Origin of the sequence: Aeromonas sp. 55A, from assembly GCF_051919665.1 — a bacterium.
GTDB lineage: Bacteria > Pseudomonadota > Gammaproteobacteria > Enterobacterales > Aeromonadaceae > Aeromonas > Aeromonas veronii.
Genome location: NZ_JBQBEH010000008.1, coordinates 3,250,020 through 3,269,364, shown reverse-complemented (window position 1 = coordinate 3,269,364; position 19,345 = coordinate 3,250,020). Strand labels below are relative to the sequence as shown.

Genomic DNA, 19,345 nt, shown 5'->3' with positions numbered 1-19,345 from the left:
CTTGGTGCCAAATCACCATGGTCAGGGTGATCCATGCCAGCCATGGATTTGACAAGACCTTTGACGGGCCAGTGCCAATACCGGGGACGGATGGCGCAGGCTTGTCTTTGGTTTATAACAATTCCGTCCCCCGGTCATTTTTATGGAAGCCTTGTTAACCTCAACCCTCAGCGTTGCTATTGCCGAGATCGGCGATAAAACCCAGCTGTTGGCGTTGCTGCTCATCTGCCGTTTTCGCAAGCCCTGGCCCATCATCGCCGGCATGCTGGCGGCTACCTTGCTCAACCATGCGGGCGCTGCCTGGATTGGTGAGTTCATCAGCCGCTGGCTCGATCCCAAGATAATGACCTGGCTGGTCGCCATCGCCTTTATCGCCATGGCTATCTGGATTTTGGTGCCGGACAAGATGGATGACGAGGAGAGCTCGCTGGATAAATACGGCCCCTTTATGGCCACCTTCGTGCTCTTCTTCATCGCCGAGATTGGCGACAAGACCCAGATCGCCACCGTGCTGCTGGCCGCCAAATATGATTCGCTGGTGCAGGTCATTACCGGCACCACCCTCGGCATGATGCTGGCCAACGTGCCGGTGGTGCTGATCGGCAAGCTGGGGGCAGACAAGCTGCCGCTCAAGGGGATCCGCATCGCCTGCGCCATCCTCTTCGTCGGCCTCGGGGTGAGCACTCTGATCTTTGCCTGATCGCCTTTTCCGCTGCTCAAGCCCTCCCCTGTGGAGGGCTTTTTTGTTTGCTGCTGTGTCTATTGCGTAATCCGCTGTCGCACCACCAGCCGTAGAGCTAAGGGGCAGTGCACGGTTGCGGGTGCCTCATGCCATAATGGGGCAAACCTCGTGGAGTCCCCCCATGCACAACGTATCAAGAGAGACGCTTCTCGAATGGGTCAAACAGGGACGGCTGGCGCCAGAGAAGCTGGTAGACGCCCTGACCCTCGCCGATCTTCCCCCCATCCGGCGCGCTGGCAGTGGCTGTTTGACCGGCTGCTGCTCTGGCTCGGCGCCCTCTGTATCGGGGCTGGCCTCATCTTCTTCGTCGCCTTCAACTGGCAAGAGCTGGGCCGGGTCTCCCGCCTCGCCCTGCTGGAGGCGCCGCTGCTCGCCATGCTGCTTCTGATGTGGCGCAAACCACTGGGGGATACCCCCCGTCAGGCGCTGCTGCTCGCTATCGCCCTCAATATCGGCGCCCTGCTGGCGCTGGTGGGTCAAACCTACCAGACCGGCGCTGATCCCTGGCAGCTGTTCGCCACCTGGGCGCTGATACTGGTTCCACTGGCGGTATTTGGCCAAAGCCCGCTGCTCTGGACCTTAAGCTGGCTGCTCGGCCAGCTGGCGCTGGTGCTCTACTGGCGGCTCGGTTTGTTCACGTTCTTCTTTACCTTCGATGAAGAGGGATTGGGCTGGTGCCTTACCCTGCTCAACGCCGCCCTCTGGGGTCTGCTTCTGCTGGCGCCAACCCGCTGGCGCCTGATGCCAAGCTGGCTGGCGGGTCTGGCTGCCGGTCTGGGGGCCACCCTGCTCACCCTGCTGGCGCTGTTTGATGCCGCCTCCCCGCTGGTGTGGCCACTCTGGCTTGGCTGGCTGGCCACGGCCTATGCCTTGTGGCACCACAAATTTATCGCCGGACTCGCCATGGGGTGCCTCAGCCTGATTACCGTCATCCTCGCGGCGCTGGGCAAGTGGATGGAGCCCGACATCAACGGCTTCTTGCTGCTGAGCCTGATTGCCATCGGCCTTTCTGTCACCGCCGCCCGCTGGCTGCAACAACAACGGAGGTCTCATGAGTGATCTGACCCTTTGGCAAACGCTGCAACAGGCCAATCTGGTGGAAGGGGAGATGCCCCGTGATACCCAACCCCACTGGTCGAGCCGCTTTCTGCTCGGGCTGGTGGGCTGGATTGCCGCCCTGTTCCTGCTCTTTTTCCTGTTTCTCACCTTCGAGCAGCTGACCCGCGAGGCCAACAGCGCCCTGCTGCTGGGGGCCGTGCTGCTTGCGGGGGCCTACGCCCTCAATCGCAGCCAAAGCGGCGATCTCTGGGATCAGTTCGTACTGGCCCTCACCCTGGCGGCCGATGCCTGGCTGCTCTATGGCCTGCTCGATCAGCTGGACCTTCATCACGCCCTGCTCTGGTTCGGTCTGTGCCTGCTGTCCCTTGCCATCGCCGTGCTGTTCGATCACTGGCTGGTGCGGCTGTTTCACAGCGTGGCGGCGGCCCTGCTGCTCACCCTTGGCCTCGCTTGCCTCGGGCTGCAACTGCTGGCGCTGCCGCTAGTCATGGCGGCCATCACCTTCTGCTGGCTGCGGGCAGATAGGGATCCAGAGCGTCACCAGCTCTACCACTCCATCACGCTGGGGCTGGCCCTCTCCCTGCTGGTGCTGGGCCGTCTGCACCATCCGCTCTGGGATGGCGGCAGCAGCGTGCTGGACGAACTGGGGCTTTCTCGCCTGCCGCTCTGGCTCAATCCCCTGCTCTGCGCCGCCCTGCTGCTGGCGGTGATGGTGAAGCTGAGGCTCCCCCTGCTGTTTGGCCTGCCGCTGGTGCTGATCAGCGCCATCATCCCCGGCATGGGGGCGGGCGCACTGGTGCTGATCCTCGGGTTTTATGCCGGCAGTCTGGGGCTGATGACCCTCTCGGCCCTGCTGCTGCTCGGCTATGGTTCGCTCTATTACTACGATCTGGGACTCACCCTGATGACCAAATCCTGGCTGTTGCTGGGCTCCGGCATCCTGCTGCTGGGGGCCCGCCAGCTGCTCACCGCCTTCGCGGCAAGGAGCGACTCATGAAACTCGTCACCCGACAGCTCGCTCTGTTGCTGAGCGGCCTCGCCATCCTGGCAGGCATCAATGCCACCGTCTGGCGCTATGAGCACGCCATGAGCAGTGGCGAAGTGGTGCTGCTGCGGCTCGCTCCGGTCGATCCCCGCTCCCTGATGCAGGGGGATTACATGCGACTCAACTACGAAATTGCCCGCGAGCTGACCAGCCGCGATGCCCGTGCGACTCAAAACAAGGGCAGCGATACCCTGGTGATCCGCCTCGATGCCCATCAGGTGGCCACTCTGGTGGCCGATGGCAAACCGGATCGGCTCGCCAGCGATGAGCGGCTATTGCAGGTGCACCAGAGCGAGCGGCAGTGGCAGATTGGCCCCGATGCCTACTTCTTTGAAGAGGGCACGGGGGAGCAGTACGAAGCGGCCCGCTACGGCGAGTTCCGGCTGCAAGCGGATGGCAAGACCCTGCTGGTAGGGCTGCGGGATGAGGCCTACCAGCCCATCGGGCAGATCCGCGCCCGCTGGTAACGGCAGTGAGTGGCTATTTACTCTGTTCATGGTCACACTCAAGGGAAGGTTGATCGCTAAGGATGTTCCCTATGAGGATATGGCTGATCTGTCATCTGTTGCTGCTCTGCTGGGCCTCGACGGCCCGGGCTGATCTGGGCAAGCTCGAGTACCTCACCGAAGAGTACCCCCCCTACAACTACAGCGATCCGCAAGGCCAGCCCACCGGCCTTGCGGTCGAACTGCTGCAGATGATCTGGCAACACAGCGGCGTGACACCCCAGCCGGTGCGCATCCTGCCCTGGGCGCGAGGTTATTACTTGCTAACCCAGAAGCCCAACGTGGTGCTCTTCTCCACCGCCCGCACCCAGGCGCGGGAGGATCTCTTCAAGTGGGTCTGCCCCATCGGCTACTCGGAGTACATACTGCTTGGCCGCAAAGCGCAGAACATCACCCTGACCGCCTTCGAACAGATGAGCCAGTACAAGATCAGCGCCGTGCGCTCGGACGCCGCCGAGCAGCTGCTGCTCAACAACGGCATGGATGACAACAACATCATCCCGGCCAACCGCCTGTCGCAGGGGTTGAAGATGCTGCTCTCCGGCCGCGCCGACCTGCTCGCCACCAGCAAGCTGGCGGGATATGACGCCATCCGCGAATTGAAGCTCAATAGCGACGACTTCAACGTGGCCATGGTGCTGAGCGCCGAGCAGCTCTGCTACGCCTTCAGCCGTCAGGTGCCCGACAGCGAGATCACCCTCTTTCAGCAGGGCCTGACCCGCGCCCTCGCCTCGGAGGAGTTTCGCAAATTGCAGGCCAAATACCTGCCGGTGCGCTGAGCACTCACTCACCCGATGGGCAGCAGTTCGCTGCCCATTTTATTGATGAAAAATGCAATAGAGGTGGCTAGCTATTCCCGCCACAAGCAGTCAAACTGGGCTACATAGTTGATTGTGAAGGATCTTTCCCGTGCGGACATGGCACCTACCTCATCTGCTACTGCTCTTGTGGGCCACCTTCGCGCAGGCCGATCCGGGCAAGCTCGAGTATCTGAGCGAAATCTCTCCCCCGTTTAATTTCAGCGACCAGCAAGGGATGCCGACCGGATTGTCGGTAGAGCTGATGCAGCTTATCTGGAAAACGCGGGGCGTGTCGCCCCAGCCCATCCGCATTCTGCCCTGGGCCCGGGGCTACAACCTGCTGCAACAAAAACCCAATGTGGTGCTGTTTGCCACCGCCCGCACCCCGCAGCGGGAGGCGCTCTTCAAGTGGGCCTGCCCCATCGATCACTCGGAGTTTGTGCTGCTGGGGCGCAAGGCGGACAACATCACCCTAGGCTCGGAGGCCGAGATCAGCCGCTACAAGGTCGGCGTGGTGCGATCTACCGTCTCCAAACAGCTGCTGCTCGAACGCGGTATCGATGAGCACCAGCTGATGCTGGCCAACCGCCTCACCCAGGCGGCCAAAATGCTCACCTCAGGTCGCGCCGATCTCTTTGCGACCAACAAGCTGGCGGGCTATCAAACTCTGCAGCAGCTCGGCTTCAAGCCGGATGACTTTCATGTCGCCTTCGTGCTGGATGCCAGACCGCTCTGCTACGCCTTCAGCCGTCAGGTGCCCGACAGCGAGGTCGCCCTCTTTCAGCAGGCGCTGACCCATGTCGTCGCCTCGGCGGATTTCTCGGCCCTGCAAGCCAAATACCTGCCGCTGCGCTAACGCCCCGATCGCCGCCGACATAGGGTGCGGGATGGGGCTGTACGCCCGCGCTTTTTTGCCAAACATGCTCCGTCGCCTTGGCGAAATCGGCCAGCTTGGTCACACTTGAGCAGATATTCCCTTGATCAGGATGGCAAAAATGAAACCATGGATTGGATTGGCCGGGGCGCTGCTGGCCACCCTCGCACAGGCGAGTCCTGAGCTTGGCAAACTGCACTACATCACCGAAGAGTACAAACCCTACAACTACGCCGATGCCAGCGGCGCCCCCACCGGCCTCGCAGTCGAGTTGCTGCAACTGGTGTGGAAAAAGACCAATACCCCGGCGCAGCCCATCACCATCATGCCGTGGGCGCGCGGCTACTACCTGCTGACCCAAAAACCCAATGCAGTGCTCTTCTCCACCGCCCGCACCCAGGCGCGGGACCCCCTGTTCAAGTGGGCCTGTCCCGTCGGCTATATCGAAGTCGTGCTGGTAGGGTTGGCCGAGCGCAATATCACCATCACCAAGCTCGACGATGCCAAGGCGTTCAATATCGGGGCGGTGCGGGCCGATGTGGGGGAGCAACTGCTGCTCAACAACGGCTTTGACGAGACCAGGCTGATGACTGCCAATCGGCTATCACAAGCGCTCAAGATGCTCACCTCCGGCCGGGTTGATCTGCTGTCAACTCACAAGACCACCATGGAGATGCTGGTCGCAGAGCAAAAGATCGACCCAGCCAGCTTCAAGGAGCAGTGGGTGCTGAGCTCGGAGCAGCTCTGCTTCGCCTTCAGCCATCCAGTGAGCGACGAGCTGGTCAAGGAGTTCCAGACCGGCTTGACCCAGGTGTTGGCGAGCAGCGAATACCCGCTGCTGCACAGCAAATACTTCCCTACCCCCGCCACCAAATAGCGGCGTCGAGCGCCAACAACAAGGGGCCCACCGCGGGCCCCTTCGCTTTTTTCCGTTTGCGCTCCCCTCTTTTTACCGTTTGCACGCCTCTCGCGGCGTCCCCCCACCGCCCTGCCAGCTCCAAGCCCCGGCAACCAACAACTAATCGCTAATTAATAAAAGTTTGTGCCAGCGCAAAAAATCACTCTTTTCTGATAGTTAGCTCATCAAAACCATAGATAAGACCACTCTGGCTCCGTAATATGGCGAAGGGCGTCTGTTGACCCCTTTTCCGAGATCAATGGTCAACGGTGCAATCTGGTAGCGACAGTCAGGGGCGGTAGCGACTTTAGCGTAGGGTCGATTAGCGAAGCGTAATCGTCCGCGGTAACCGTCCCCCCTCCCCTTGCGGGAGAGGGCTAGGGTGAGGGGTCACTCGCCTGATGGACATGGCTTCGCCATGCAGGACACGAGGACTCCGTCCTCGACGGGGTTTCGCCGCCGCTGCGCGGCTTGGCGAGTGACTTTTCTTTGCGTGGCCAAAGAAAAGTCACCAAAAGAAAGGCCACCCCCACTTGTTCGCCCTCCTGCGTCGGGTTCCCTCGGTTCACCCGTTTGTCCCACGGCACGCGCCGATGGGCTTTGACCTTCGCCATCCCTGGCGTCGGTCAAAGTCCGCTACGGACATCCATGTCCTTGCGCCAAACCGGGCCGAGCGTTGCTCGTCCAATACCGGTTTGGCCCATGGCACAGCGGCGCTCGCTCGGCGTCCTGCCTCGCGGCCTGGACAAACGGGCTCACCTCGACGAACAACAGGGGGCAACACCCAGCAAGCCGCCCCGAGGCCGGTTAACAGGCGTAGGGTGCACCAAGCGCAGCGCATTGCACCGCGGTAACACTCCCCAGCCTATTCGGGGCAAAGATCTGGCGGGTTGTTAGCTCAGAGTCAGCCCCTCGCCCGCCCCATGGCAAGATCAGATTGTCGCACCTATGCAACAAGCGTTATCGACATGGTTGCATAGATGAAAAAATCATGGCGGGTATAACGGCAAGCGGTGCCCATCCCTATCGGGGTGATGCATCCGATCGGTTGAGTTGATATGATGAACTCTTTTGAGACCGACAGCTTCATGGCATCCATCACCGTTCACTGCCCTCGCTGCAACTCTGACCACGTATATCGCCATGGGAAGACCCCTGCCGGCCATGTTCGCTATCGTTGCCCCGTCTGTCCGCACGTGTTTCAGCTCACCTACACCTATGAAGCCCGCAAGCCTGGCGTCAAAGACAAGATTGTTGATATGGCGTTCAACGGCTCAGGTGTTCGTGATACTGCTCGCGTCCTCAAGATTGGCATCAACACAGTCATACGCACCCTAAAAAACTCACCCCAAGGCAAGTAACCTCCGAAAAGGTGGTGCTCGATGACGTGGCACTTATCTGTGAACTTGATGAGCAATGGGCCTATGTTGGCAACAAACAGCATCGACATTGGCTTTGGTATGCTTTTGATACCAAGAGAAAACGAGTCGTGGCATATACCTTTGGCCCACGCAACGATGAGACATGCCGTCGGTTGCTGAGCCTGCTTTCTCCGTTCCAGATAGGCTTTATCACCAGTGATGATTGGGGAAGCTATGCCAGAGAGGTGCCGAGCGAGATGCATCTGACCGGGAAGATATTCACCCAGCGTATCGAGCGTAACAACCTGACGCTCAGAATGCGCATCAAGCGATTGGCTCGCAAGACCATCTGCTTCTCTCGTTCCGTTGAGCTCCACGAGAAAGTGATTGGTGCCTTTATAGAAAGACACCATTTCAACTGATTGGAGTCATTACCTAACAAAGATACCAGAGAGCTTTTATTAGCATTTAAAATGATGGCAGCCACCAAAAATATAAACTCATGGGAAAATATTTTTTATTCTGGCGTAGTGGAAGATCAAGAATTAATGGACTATCTATCACATGGCGAACTAATGCCTCTACGATAAATAACCAAGCCTTGCAAATATATATTTTCCCTACCGACAAAGAAAACCACATTTATCCCCTCTCTAAATAAAAAACCGCAGCCTTGAGCTGCGGTTTTTATTTCTATTCCCCAAACATGCCTTCATTCCAGATAAAAACTATTTCCCCAACCCCTTGCACTGCTCTCCCCCGGCGGCGGGATAAGCGGTGAGCGTCTCATAGAGGGCGGCGCGCAGGCTGCCGGATTGGCAGAAGTCGCAACTGCCGCCAGCGTCGATATCGGTGATGCGGGCGCCTTGCGGCCCGTCCTGTACCAGATAGGTGCTGACAAAACGGTAGGTGCCGCTGGGGGCGTCGAGCGGGGTGCCCGGCTCGCCAAAGGTGAAGCGCACCTTGACCTCGCTGCGATCCCGACTGCCGGCGATGGCGCGTGACGAGAGGATCTCCGAGCCCAGCAGGTTATCCCAGGCGTTGGGCAGGAAGGGGTTGCCCTCGACAAAGGGGGGCTTCTCGTCGGGGGCCTGGCGGGTGGCTATTTCGCGCGCCCTGGAGGCGGCATTGAGCAGGCAGAGCAGCTCGGGGGAGACGATAGTGGGCAGCGCGCCGCCAAGATCGCTCTGATAGAGGCCACTCGGTTTGACTTGGCGCTCCCAGTCGAGAAACTGGGCCACCTTGGCCTTGGCGCGGGCACTGGCGGCCGGATCGAGCTTGCCGCTGGTGGTGGTGCCCGCATGGGCCGGGGCGATCAGGGCCGCCGCAGAGAGGGCCAGTGCCAGCACGGGCCAGCTGGATATCTTCATGGTGCCATCTTCCTTATGTTCGCTTGCATGGGCCGAGCCTTGAACAACGCGCCGGGCCCTGAAAAAAAGAGCGCAGCCCAAGGGCTGCGCTCTGCGTCAGGTCGTCAACCGGCGGGCCTTAGGCACGGCGCCAGCTGGTCTTGCCGGCGCTGTCTTCCAGCACGATACCCATCTCGGTGAGACGGTTGCGGGCGGCGTCGGCGGCGGCCCAGTTCTTGTCGGCACGGGCCTGATTGCGCTCGGCGATCAGGCGCTCGATCTCGGCAACCTCTTCGTCCGCTTCGTCACCCTTGAGGAAAGCCTCGGGGTCTTGCTGCAGGATGCCGAGCACGGCGCCCAGCTCGCGCAGACGGGCGCCCAGCGCGGCGGCAACGGCCATGTCTTCACCCTTCTGGCGGTTGATCTCGCGCACCAGATCGAACAAGGCGGAGTAGGCTTCCGGGGTGTTGAAGTCGTCGTCCATCGCTTCCTTGAAGCGCGCCACCTGCTCGTCGCCACCGGCGGCAGCGGCTACCGGCAGATCGCGCAGGGAGGTGTACATGCGCTCCAGCGCGGCGCGGGCTTGCTTGAGGTTATCTTCCGAGTAGTTGAGCTGGCTGCGGTAGTGGCCAGACATCAGGAAGTAACGGACGGTTTCGGCGTCGTAGTGAGCCAGCACGTCGCGGATGGTGAAGAAGTTGCCAAGGGATTTGGACATCTTCTCTTTATCCACCATCACCATGCCGCTGTGCATCCAGGTGTTGACGTAGTCGCCACCGTGGGCGCAGCAGGACTGGGCGATCTCGTTCTCGTGGTGCGGGAACTGCAGATCGGAGCCGCCGCCGTGGATGTCGAAGTGGTTGCCAAGGTGCTTGGAGTTCATGGCGGAGCACTCGATGTGCCAGCCAGGACGGCCCGGGCCCCAGGGGCTTTCCCAGGTCGGCTCGCCCGGTTTGGACATCTTCCACAGCACGAAGTCGAGCGGGTTGCGCTTGGCATCGACCACGTCGACGCGGGCACCGGCTTGCAGCTGCTCCAGATCCTGGCCGGAGAGCTTGCCGTAGTCGGCGTAGGATTCGACGATAAACATCACATCGCCGTTATCGGCCACGTAGGCGTGCTCTTTTTCCAGCAGGGATTGCACCAGCTCGATGATCTCTTCGATGTGCTGGGTGGCGCGCGGTTCGATATCCGGGCGCACCATGCCGAGGGCGTCGAAGTCGGCGTGCATGTCGCCAATCAGCCGCTCGGTCAGCTCGTCGCAGGTCACTTGGGTCTCGGCGGCACGCTTGATGATCTTGTCATCCACGTCGGTGATGTTGCGCACGTAGGTGAGGTCGTAACCGGCGTAACGCAGGTAGCGAGCGACCACATCAAAAGCGACGAAGGTGCGGCCGTGGCCGATATGACAGTGATCGTAGATGGTGACACCACACACATACATGCCCACCTTGCCCGGGTGGATAGGTTTGAATTCTTCTTTTTGACGAGTGAGTGTGTTGTATATCTTCAGCATCTTCTAACCACTGCCTGTGAGTAAAATGGTTGGTCATAATACCCCGTTCAGGGGCAGAAAACGAGGCAGAAAACGTGGCCAATCCCGCCTGCCAGCACGGTTACGGCGCCTGAGAGACTATGCCGCCAGCCCCTGATGGGCTAGAATTGCCACCACTTTATGCCATACACCTGCGGGCACTTCGTCGTCCGCATCAAATGAAAGGACATATCATGGTCACTCTGCACACCAATCACGGCGACATCACCCTCACCCTGAACGCTGAAAAAGCCCCGGAAACCGTGGCCAACTTCCTGCAATACTGCCGTGACGGTCACTACGACAACACCATCTTCCACCGCGTTATCGACGGCTTCATGATCCAGGGCGGCGGCTATGCCCCGGGCTTTGAAGAGAAAGACACCCGCGCCCCCATCAAGAACGAAGCGGCCAATGGCCTGTCCAACAAGATCGGCACCATCGCCATGGCCCGCACCATGGAGCCGCACTCTGCCAGCGCCCAGTTCTTCATCAATGTGAACAACAACGACTTCCTCGACTTCAAATCCGCCACCACTCAGGGCTTCGGCTACTGCGTATTCGGTGAAGTGACCGCCGGCATGGACGTGGTCAACAAGATCAAGGGCGTCAAGACCGGCAACTACGGCCGCATCCATCAGGACGTGCCGGTAGAAGACGTGGTGATCACCAAGGTGACCCTTGCTGACTGATCTCTGCCGACTCGGCACTGACAAAACTGCGGCCCCGGCCGCAGTTTTTCCATCTGCCTCCCCAACTGCCAGACCAAACTGGCGCCGCCTCGACTATCTGGCCCACGGCAACCCGCGCCAGCGCTCGGCCCATGCCCTGCTCACCGCCGGTGTGTGGGATGAGCTGGCAACGCAGTGCGCCGATCTGGCGCTGGTGAGCACGCTCGCCATCGGCCTCGATCGGCCGGGCAGCGATCTCGATATTCTCTGCCAGCATGCTGATCCGGCGGCATTTGCCGCTACTTTTGCAGAGCAAGGGTGGCAGGCGAGCGCCAAGGGCGACAATGTCTGGCTGCTGGAGCGCACCTTTTCCTGTCTCGACCAGAGCTGTGCAGATACCGGTTCTGACACGAGCGAGGCCAGCTGGCCGCTGGAACTCTATGTCACCCCCGCCCCCATCGAGACGCTGAATGGCTGGCGCCACCTCACCCTGATGGCCGCGTTGCTCGAGCGGTTTGGTGATGCCTTCTACCGCGAAGTGCTGCGCCTGCGCCTTGAAGAGGGATTGAAAGGGGAAGCGGCCATGTGCCGGTTGCTGGGTCTGGCGGGCGATCCTTATGAAGCGCTGCTGACGCTGGAGGGACGCAATCTGGCCGAGCTGTCATGGCAGCCGCCATCCCGTGACGATATCCATACCGCAACTGGCGCGATGGCGCCTGCAGCGCACTGTTCGTCCCCTGTTGTGTCTACTATCTCTGCCACCCCTGTTTGCCCTGTTTCGACCGAGAGCCCGACCCCCACATCATGAGCACCCTCTTTATCAGTGACATTCACCTCTCTGCCCAGCGGCCCGATATGACCGCGGCACTGGTGCGCTTTCTCGAGCACGACGCCCCCGGCGCCGATGCCCTCTATGTGCTGGGGGATCTCTTCGAATTCTGGATTGGCGACGATGACCCAAATCCGCTTCATCAACAGATGGCCGATGCCTTCTTGGCCCTGAGCCAGCAGAACGTGCCCATCTACTTTATCCACGGCAACCGCGACTTTCTGCTGGGCCAGCAGTTTGCCAAGCGCGCTGGGATGACATTGCTGGGGGATCCTTGCGTTATCGACCTCTATGGGGAGCGGGTAGTGCTGAGCCACGGCGATCTGCTCTGCACCCTGGATGAGGGGTATCAGAAGTTTCGCCGCATCACCCAGCTCAAGTGGCTGCGCTGGCTCTTTTTGCGACTGCCGCTCGCCCGCCGTCAGGCCATCGCTTGCAAGATGCGCGGCCAAAGCCAGATGGAAAATGCCCACAAGAGCCAGATCATCATGGATGTGACGCCCGCGGCGGTGGACGACACCCTGCGCGCCCACGACTGCCGGATGATGATCCACGGCCACACCCACAGACCCGCCATCCACGACTTCACCCTCGATGGCCACCCCGCCCGCCGCATCGTGCTGGGAGACTGGTTCGAGCAAGGCTCGGTGCTGGTCTGCCGCCCCGGCGAGCAGCGGCTGGAAATGCGGGCGCTGGCAATGATCGGCCCCGCCGCTCACCCATCCGTCTGACATCCCCCCTGCGAGGGTTGCAGGCAAAACCTGCGGCCCGGCATCCCCTGTTAACCCGGTGAAGCGACTCATTACGGTGAGCTCAGGCTGGTATGGCCTGTGCTGATGGGGTGCTCGCCCCATCCCTATCGGTTCTGCTGCGCCAGCAACACCAAATACGGCAAACGCCGGCCAAAAAACACATCCAACATGCTGAAAATAAAGATAATTAACCATTCAATCAGCGTTGAAATAAACGAAACCGCTCATTAGACTACCGACTCCTCCCACCCGTCGTAACACAAGGAACGTATCAAACAATGAAAAAGACGGTTCTCACCCCCTTACTGGCGCTGTTGATCACAGGCTGTGGCGGCGGTGATGGCGAACAGGAAGAGACCCCTATCCGCCCCCCTGTCACCCCCAACTATTTCGAGGCATCCAGCCAGAGCAGCGCGGGCGGACAGTTGAACCCCACCAGCCTGCGGTTGGCGGCGGGTGAACAGGGGCGCTTCTCGGTACAGGCTGACAGCGGTTACCTCCTGACCGGGATAAGCGGCTGTGATGGCACCCTGGACGGCCTCACCTATACCACTGGCCCCATGCGCAGCGATTGCCAGATCTCGGCCAGCTTCACGCAGGAGAGTGCCGCCGTCTATTTCAACGCCACCACTCAAGCTTCTCAGGGGGGCGGGCTAAGCCCCGACGCCCTGCGTCTGAACGCCGGTGAACAGGGCAGTTTCACCGTGCAGCCCGAAAGTGGCTTCGTACTGACACAGATCGCAGGATGTGAGGGAACACTGACGGGTAATACCTACACCACAGCACCCATGCGCGCCGATTGTCAGATCTCGGCCCGCTTTATCAGCGATGCCGCCAATGCCATTGCCCGGGAAGATCATACCCTTGCCAGCGAGCAATCCCTGATCGCCCATGCCCGTGCGACGATTGCCGACAGTGAGGCGCACCGCACCAAACTGGTTCGCAGCCTCTATCAGGGAATGGCACAGATCAGCTGGAACCCGAGCCACGACTCCATCACCTTTTCCAGCTTCCAGCCGGAGAGCACGGTGACCCTGCTCCCCTCCAACATCAATGGCAAGGGGGAGAGCGAGATCCGGGGTCTGGTGATGGTCTCCGAGCAAGCCGATTACCGTCAGGCCGCCATGGGGGCGAACCTGTTTTCCGTTGACCGCACAGCGCAGAGCGAGGCGCTGCTCAAGGGGCTGATTGGCTGGCTGACCCGGGGCAAGGATAGCGATGGCCTGCGCATCCTCACCGCCCAGATGCCAAGCCGCGCCGATAGCGTCTATTTTCCCCACAACGAAGGCGTGCGGGACTGGCTCAAGGCGATCTATCCCGACAAGCACAGCATCAACCCGGCCAATACCTGCGATTATCAGGCGCTGAGCGACTGCATCGACACCATGGCGCCGGAGCTTATCGTGATCAGCGATATCGACCGCCAGGGGCTAGGGTATCAGGGGATCGCACAGGGGATCGCCAAGGCCAAAGCGGCCGGGATCCCGCTGCTGCTCTCCAACTATCGGCGCGATGCCAGCCCGCTGCTAAGCCCCCTCTATCTCGATATGGGGCTGGTCACCTGGGGCAACTACTGGTCAAAACTCAGAGCCAGCGATCTGACAGTGAACACCATCATGGCACCAGACGCCCAGCTGATGGCGGTCGATACCCTGCTTGGCAACCTTCTGGATCGCAACTTCACGACCCAGTGGCTCGATAGCTGCGGCGGCAACTTTATCAATTGCGGTGGCTCGGAGAGCTTCAACCAGCAGTTCAAGCTGGGTGCCGACTGGCTGAGAAATGCGGCCATCACCCTCGACAAGGCCGGGATCAGTCCCTTTGCTCGTGACGGCGTGACACTGTTGCCCGCCACCCTGCTGCTGGCCGACAAATACAGGGCCGCCATCGACTACCCCATCGCCTGGGATGAGCATCAATCCTGGCAGCAGGCGATGTTTGCCGACTGGCTGGTGAGCTATGCCCGCACTCGTACCCCGGCCCAACCCGATCTGGGGGAGTACGTCACCGATCGCAGCAAGGTAGTGAAGGGACAAGCGACTCACTATGCCTATCCCGCAACGCTCACCGACAGTCGGCGCATTGCGGTTCCCTACAGCGGGCAGTGGACCACCACCGGCTGGTATGCCCTGCCGGGACAAACCATCACCCTGAGACGCACCGATAACGCCGATGTGTCCGCTACCGTCCGACTCAACTACCACAGGCCCAACACCAATCGCGCCTATGAGCAGAAGATCTATCGAGCCCCGCTGGAGCTGACCACCGGGCGGCTGATCTTGGCCAAGGGGGGCAGCGTCACCTTCACCTCTCCTTATGGCGGCCCTATCTACCTCTATCTGGAAGGGGGGGCAGCATCGCTGGCCGTCCAGGTGAGCGCCACGGGCGTCACCCGTCATCCGGCCATCATGGATTTCGGTGATGAGCAGCAGATCCGCGAGTTCAACGAGCGGCTGGAACAAACCGAGCTGCCCCATATCGATCTGCGGGCCGATGGCGCCGAACAGCATCTGCGCCGGGATCGCTTCACCAAGGCGGTTGGTGGCGTCATCCCCGACACCAATGCCCTGCTCGACAGCATCGCCCGGGATCACATCAATGGTGTCTACACCCTGGCGGGCCTGAAAATTCAGGGCAAGGGGCTCGATGAGTCGCTGCCTGCGGATGTTAAAAACGCCTGCGTGGCACTGTTGGGGGAGGGGTGTCTCGATGAATCGCTCCATACCCGCACCATCATCCAGCATGCCAACTATGACCAGAATGCCCATTGCGGCAGCGGTTGCAGTGGCAACCCGTGGGACTCTTCCGGCAGCATCAGCCCGACCGGCTGGCTCGACAATCACGAGCTGGGCCACAACCTGCAGACCAACCGGTTGAACGTGCAGTACGCTGCGGCAGACGATGCCGACAACTGGAGTGGCTACGGGAGCCGGGCGGGGGAAAACTCCAACAACATCTTCCCTTATGTGGTGAAGTGGCGCGCCCATTATCTGAGAGATGGCAACACGGCGCCCATCAAGGATGGGCACATGAATCACAAGGATCTCTTCTATGTGTTCATGTCTGATGCGGCGCAGGTAAGGGACAGGAGTGGCAACCGCCTCGTGCTCGGGGCCAACTGCAAGGTGCTCGATACCGGCGAGAGTCGCTACGAAGCCCCCTGGAAGAGCAATGCCTACGCCGTCCACAACGGCTATCGCATGGCGTTTTATATCCAGATGGCATTGCGCGCCCACGGTATGATCCTGACTGATGGCACCCGGCTGAACGATGGCTTCACTCTCTTCACCCTGCTCTATCAGCATTCACGGATCTTCGGCGCGGCAGCCGACAGTGAAGTGCAGTGGAATGCCAGCAAGGATAGGCTCGGCTTTAGCCTGTTCCCCTACTCGGGGCATGCGGTCTATGGCGGCAAACGGGTGCGCGACATACCGGGCAATGACTTTATGCTGGTTGCACTCAGTCGGCTCACCGGCTGGGACTGGCGAAATCACTTCGATCTGCTTGGCCTGCGTTACTCCAGTCTCGCGGTCGCTCAGGTGCAGGCCAACCAGCGTTATGGCAGCCTGCCGATGGGGATGTATGTGCTGGAGGATGACCTGCCCCCAGCCAACATGAGCGAAGGCGTCACATTCCTGCCGCTCTCTGAAAGCTATGGATCCACTCTCTGGCCCCGCAACAGCGGCTCGCCAAGCGCCTGCCCAACACCCTGAAGCCGGTCATCACGATAACCACAACAAGCGCCCGGCAGGGCGCTTGTTGTTTATCCGGCCTCTGGCCCTGTTGTTGATGATGTGAAGAGGGTGAAATAGTGGTGATCGCTCACAGATCAGCAAAGCAAACCTGCACTCCTCTTTCAGTCCCCGGGTTGTGTGAACCCCGTCACCTTGCCCCTTGCCAATTGAGAGGATGATGGCGCTCAGGCAGAAATGTCTTTCTCGCCAGCTATTTCAACAAGTTGAGGTTTGTATGCCTGACAGCAATGTGGTCGCTCACCCGTTCGATGCCAAGAAGATCAATGTCAACGATCCCTATGAGATGAAGCAGTGGATCAAAATGTTCGAGTGCACCGAGGTCCAGCTGAAACGGGCGGTCAAGGCAGTCGGCACCTCAGGCAAGGCGATCAGAAAATACCTCAAGAAGTGAGGGCACAACCCCGTCACAAACCCGGCCCCGCTCGCGGGGCTTTTCTCATCTTGGCCTTTACGTGGGCCCGTCCCCGCCCCTGTTTGGCAGCGCACATAACGCCATTCAACCGCTCACAACCGGACTGTGCAGCCCGGATAAGGCTAGCGCCGTCCGACAGCTTGTGACCAGCCAGCGCCGTCTGGCCCTTCGCATCCCGGCATCCCTGCCTATAATGCGGACTCAAACACACAGAGAGGATTAATCCATGGGCTTTATCACCTGGATCGTATTGGGATTGTTGGTGGGTATTCTGGCGAAGTGGATCATGCCGGGTCGCGACGGTGGTGGTTTCTTTATGACTGCCCTGCTGGGGATTGTCGGCGCCATGGTTGGCGGCTATGTGGGTACCCTGCTGGGGCTGGGCTCGGTGACCGGTTTCAATATCCCGAGCATCGCGCTGGCGACCGTGGGCGCCCTTATCGTCCTGTTTGTCTTCAACAAGATCCGCAGCTGACCCCCAACGCCATCTATGTGTAGATAAACAGGGCACCGCGAGGTGCCCTCTCTTTTTTTATCGCCCTCACGATGTTGCCAGCGGCACGATCAACCTCACCAGCAAGCCCCCCAGCTGGGTGGCCGGCAGCAACACCACTTCGCCGTGGTGGTAGTGGGCGATATCGCGCACCAGCGCCAGACCAAGCCCCGCTCCCGGCTGTTCACTCCCCTGCTCGAGGCGCTGGAACGGCTGCCAGACCCGTTCCGCCAGCTCGGGGGCGATGCCGGGGCCGCTATCCTCTACCTCCAGCCAAATCTTCCCGTTGCTTCGCACCACCCGCGCCGTCACAGTGCCGTGGGGCGGGGTGTATTTGATGGCGTTGTCTAGCAGGTTGGCACACAGCTCCCCCAGCAGCAGCGGCTCCCCCGCCACCATGATGGCGGACTCCTCCCCCTCGTACCCGAGATCGATCCCCTTGCTGCGGGCCTGCGGCAGCCGTGACAAACAAGCCTGCTGCACCAGCGGCGTCAACTCCATGGACTCACGCTGGCGCAGCCCGGAGCACTCGTCCGATTTGAGCCGGGCCAGCAACAGTAACCGTTCGGTCAGGGCGATGGTGTGATCGAGCCGCACGGCCATGGCATCGAGGCTTTCGCTCATCAGGGCCGGATCGCCACTGCTGCGGGCCACCTCAACTTGGGTTTTCAAAATGGTGAGCGGCGTGCGCAGCTGATGGGCGGCATCGGCGCTAAAGCGCTCCTGCCGGGCCACCAGCTGGCGCAATCGAGCCAACTGGCGGTTGAACGCCTGCACCAGCGGCCGGGTCTCCTGCCAGGGGAGCAAATCCGGCAAGGGGGCGAGATTGGCGGCATCGCGGCGCAGGATCTCCCGCGACAGGCGCCGCATCGGGGTGAGCAGCCGCTTGAGCAACAGATAAGCGAGCAGCAGGGTGAGCACCACCAGTGCCCCTTGGGTCAGCAGGGCCGACCAGAGCAACTGCTCCGCCAACTGCTGGCGGCCGAGCAGGGTTTCCGCCACCGTGATGCGGGCCATGCCGTTGACGCCCCCCTCGCCCACCGGTTGCAGCAGCATCACGGCGCGGATCGGCGCCTCCTGATAAAGCCCGTCGTAGAAGTAGGCGAGCGCCGGATAGCGGTCGGTCAGGGGCGTGCCGTCCGGCATGGGGGGCAGGTCATCAAAGCCGGAGATGACCCTATCGTCGATGCTTCGCACCTGATAAAAGAGGCGATCGCGCATGTTGCGCTCGAAGCTGTCGAGCACCACGTAGGGCACATCCACCCTGAGGCTGCCCTCGGCTGCCGTCAGCCGCTCGGCAACGGTGCGGGCCGAGGCGAGCAGGGTGCGATCATAGGCCGAGGTGGCCGCCGCCAACGCGCCGTAGTAGCTGTACCAGGCCGAGGCAGCCCAGAGGATCAGCAAGGGGCCCCCCAGAAACAGCAGCAGTTGATGGAGCAGGGAGCGACTAATGGGAAGCCTCCGGCGCCGCTTCCAGCAGATAGCCCAGCCCGCGCAAAGTGGTGATCACCACCCCGCTGCCCACCAGCTTTTTGCGCAGCCGGTGGATATAGAGATCGATGCTGTCGAGCCCCACCTCGTCATCGAGGTTGAACACCTGCTCGAACAGCTGCCCCTTGGCGACCGGCCGCCCGTGGCGGTACATCAGCGCTGTCAGCAGAGCCAGTTCGCGCGGAGTCAGGGCAAGGCGGGCATCGGCCAGCAGAAAATAGCCGTCGGGGTGCAGGGTCAGACGACCCAGCCGCAGCTCGGCACCACCGCTTTCGCTGCGCCGCAGCAGGGCTCGCAACCGGGCATCCAGCTCCCCCAGATCGAACGGCTTGGCCAGATAGTCATCGGCTCCGGCATTGAGACCGCAGATCCGCTCCTCCACCGCGCCGCGGGCGGTGAGCAGCAGCACCGGCACCCCCTGCCCCCGACTGCGCAACCGGCCGAGTACCGCCAGCCCGTCGAGCTTGGGCATCTCGATATCGAGCACCGCCAGCGCGTACTGTTCGTGGCGCAGCAGGTGATCAGCCTGAGCCCCGTCAGCCACCCAATCCACCGCGAAACCGGCGGTGGTGAGTGCCCGCGACAGCCAGTGGGCCAGTTCGTGATTATCTTCCGCCAACAGCAAGCGCATCCCTCTCCCCTTGTTCCTAACCACGGCATTCAGCCGCAGTGCTTCAACTGCATCCCTTCGTCACTGCCAGTGCGGGAGAAGGTGCGATCAGGGTCACACTCCCGGCTCTTGGTCAGCGATTGAAAGGTGAATGAAAGGTTGTT

General features: G+C 61.0%; 17 protein-coding genes and 1 pseudogene. 14 read left to right on the top strand and 4 right to left on the bottom strand.

All coding sequences use genetic code 11. From position 1 onward, the window contains the following. Window positions 1–142: 142 nt before the first annotated feature. The 8 genes and pseudogenes from ACTG2G_RS19185 (at window position 143) to ACTG2G_RS19150 (ending at window position 7,707) form a co-directional block, all read left to right on the top strand. Window positions 143–700 carry a TMEM165/GDT1 family protein gene (locus ACTG2G_RS19185; RefSeq protein WP_005337386.1) on the top strand — a complete coding sequence of 186 codons (558 nt, stop codon included), beginning with the start codon at window positions 143–145 and terminating at the stop codon, window positions 698–700. A 163-nt stretch (window positions 701–863) separates the two neighbouring features. Beyond that, window positions 864–1,801 (top strand): annotated as a pseudogene (locus tag ACTG2G_RS19180) (DUF2157 domain-containing protein). After that, window positions 1,794–2,798: a DUF4401 domain-containing protein gene (locus tag ACTG2G_RS19175; protein ID WP_429205855.1), complete on the top strand. Its 1,005-nt coding sequence runs from the start codon at window positions 1,794–1,796 to the stop codon at window positions 2,796–2,798. Before ACTG2G_RS19180 ends, ACTG2G_RS19175 begins: the two are co-directional and overlap by 8 nt. After that, window positions 2,795–3,313, top strand: coding sequence for a GDYXXLXY domain-containing protein (locus tag ACTG2G_RS19170; RefSeq protein ID WP_158113996.1), 519 nt, complete (start codon window positions 2,795–2,797; stop codon window positions 3,311–3,313). Before ACTG2G_RS19175 ends, ACTG2G_RS19170 begins: the two co-directional genes overlap by 4 nt. Before the next feature lie 71 nt (window positions 3,314–3,384). Then, window positions 3,385–4,131 (top strand): substrate-binding periplasmic protein, encoded by a 747-nt coding sequence (locus ACTG2G_RS19165; protein ID WP_421388111.1) that lies wholly within the window; start codon window positions 3,385–3,387, stop codon window positions 4,129–4,131. A gap of 130 nt (window positions 4,132–4,261) precedes the next feature. Next, window positions 4,262–5,008 carry a substrate-binding periplasmic protein gene (locus ACTG2G_RS19160; protein ID WP_421388110.1) on the top strand — a complete coding sequence of 249 codons (747 nt, stop codon included), beginning with the start codon at window positions 4,262–4,264 and terminating at the stop codon, window positions 5,006–5,008. Between the two features lie 139 nt (window positions 5,009–5,147). Next, entirely contained in the window at window positions 5,148–5,903 is a 756-nt protein-coding gene (locus tag ACTG2G_RS19155; protein WP_005337410.1) for a substrate-binding periplasmic protein, read from the top strand. 1,109 nt (window positions 5,904–7,012) lie between these two features. Then, window positions 7,013–7,707, top strand: a protein-coding gene (locus ACTG2G_RS19150; protein WP_270657729.1) for an IS1 family transposase whose coding sequence is annotated in 2 segments (ribosomal slippage) — window positions 7,013–7,259 and window positions 7,259–7,707 — 696 coding nt in all. Because the reading frame shifts where the segments join, the coding sequence is not laid out codon by codon here. A gap of 306 nt (window positions 7,708–8,013) precedes the next feature. Here ACTG2G_RS19150 and ACTG2G_RS19145 read toward each other — a convergent pair. Continuing rightward, complete coding sequence (locus tag ACTG2G_RS19145) at window positions 8,014–8,655, bottom strand: hypothetical protein (protein ID WP_201929571.1); 642 nt, start codon at window positions 8,653–8,655, stop codon at window positions 8,014–8,016. Between the two features lie 118 nt (window positions 8,656–8,773). Further along, a complete protein-coding gene (gene cysS / locus ACTG2G_RS19140) occupies window positions 8,774–10,150 on the bottom strand; it encodes a cysteine--tRNA ligase (RefSeq protein ID WP_421236714.1) in 1,377 nt (458 codons plus the stop codon). A gap of 212 nt (window positions 10,151–10,362) precedes the next feature. On the opposite strand from cysS, the gene ACTG2G_RS19135 reads away from it, so the two are divergent. The 6 genes from ACTG2G_RS19135 to ACTG2G_RS19110 all read left to right on the top strand — a co-directional run bounded on the left by ACTG2G_RS19135 (window position 10,363) and on the right by ACTG2G_RS19110 (window position 17,062). After that, window positions 10,363–10,860, top strand: a complete 498-nt coding sequence (locus ACTG2G_RS19135; protein WP_005337417.1) for a peptidylprolyl isomerase — start codon at window positions 10,363–10,365, stop codon at window positions 10,858–10,860. After that, window positions 10,850–11,647 (top strand): DUF4269 domain-containing protein, encoded by a 798-nt coding sequence (locus tag ACTG2G_RS19130; RefSeq protein WP_421388246.1) that lies wholly within the window; start codon window positions 10,850–10,852, stop codon window positions 11,645–11,647. Before ACTG2G_RS19135 ends, ACTG2G_RS19130 begins: the two co-directional genes overlap by 11 nt. After that, complete coding sequence (gene lpxH, locus ACTG2G_RS19125) at window positions 11,644–12,399, top strand: UDP-2,3-diacylglucosamine diphosphatase (protein ID WP_421223329.1); 756 nt, start codon at window positions 11,644–11,646, stop codon at window positions 12,397–12,399. The genes ACTG2G_RS19130 and lpxH overlap by 4 nt, the downstream gene beginning before the upstream one ends. Window positions 12,400–12,698: 299 nt before the next feature. Next, entirely contained in the window at window positions 12,699–16,133 is a 3,435-nt protein-coding gene (locus tag ACTG2G_RS19120) for an ImpA family metalloprotease (protein WP_421388248.1), read from the top strand. Between the two features lie 256 nt (window positions 16,134–16,389). Beyond that, window positions 16,390–16,566 carry a DUF3606 domain-containing protein gene (locus ACTG2G_RS19115; protein ID WP_139434670.1) on the top strand — a complete coding sequence of 59 codons (177 nt, stop codon included), beginning with the start codon at window positions 16,390–16,392 and terminating at the stop codon, window positions 16,564–16,566. Window positions 16,567–16,813: 247 nt separating this feature from the next. After that, window positions 16,814–17,062: a GlsB/YeaQ/YmgE family stress response membrane protein gene (locus tag ACTG2G_RS19110; RefSeq protein WP_005359720.1), complete on the top strand. Its 249-nt coding sequence runs from the start codon at window positions 16,814–16,816 to the stop codon at window positions 17,060–17,062. 66 nt (window positions 17,063–17,128) lie between these two features. On the opposite strand, the gene ACTG2G_RS19105 is transcribed toward ACTG2G_RS19110, so the two are convergent. Together ACTG2G_RS19105 and tctD are read right to left on the bottom strand one after the other, a co-directional pair. Next, the gene (locus ACTG2G_RS19105; protein WP_439985757.1) at window positions 17,129–18,484 is read right to left on the bottom strand and encodes a sensor histidine kinase; all 1,356 of its coding nucleotides are present in this window, start codon (window positions 18,482–18,484) and stop codon (window positions 17,129–17,131) included. 43 nt (window positions 18,485–18,527) lie between these two features. Further along, the gene (gene tctD / locus ACTG2G_RS19100; RefSeq protein ID WP_069555689.1) at window positions 18,528–19,202 is read right to left on the bottom strand and encodes a transcriptional regulator TctD; all 675 of its coding nucleotides are present in this window, start codon (window positions 19,200–19,202) and stop codon (window positions 18,528–18,530) included. Window positions 19,203–19,345 lie beyond the last annotated feature (143 nt).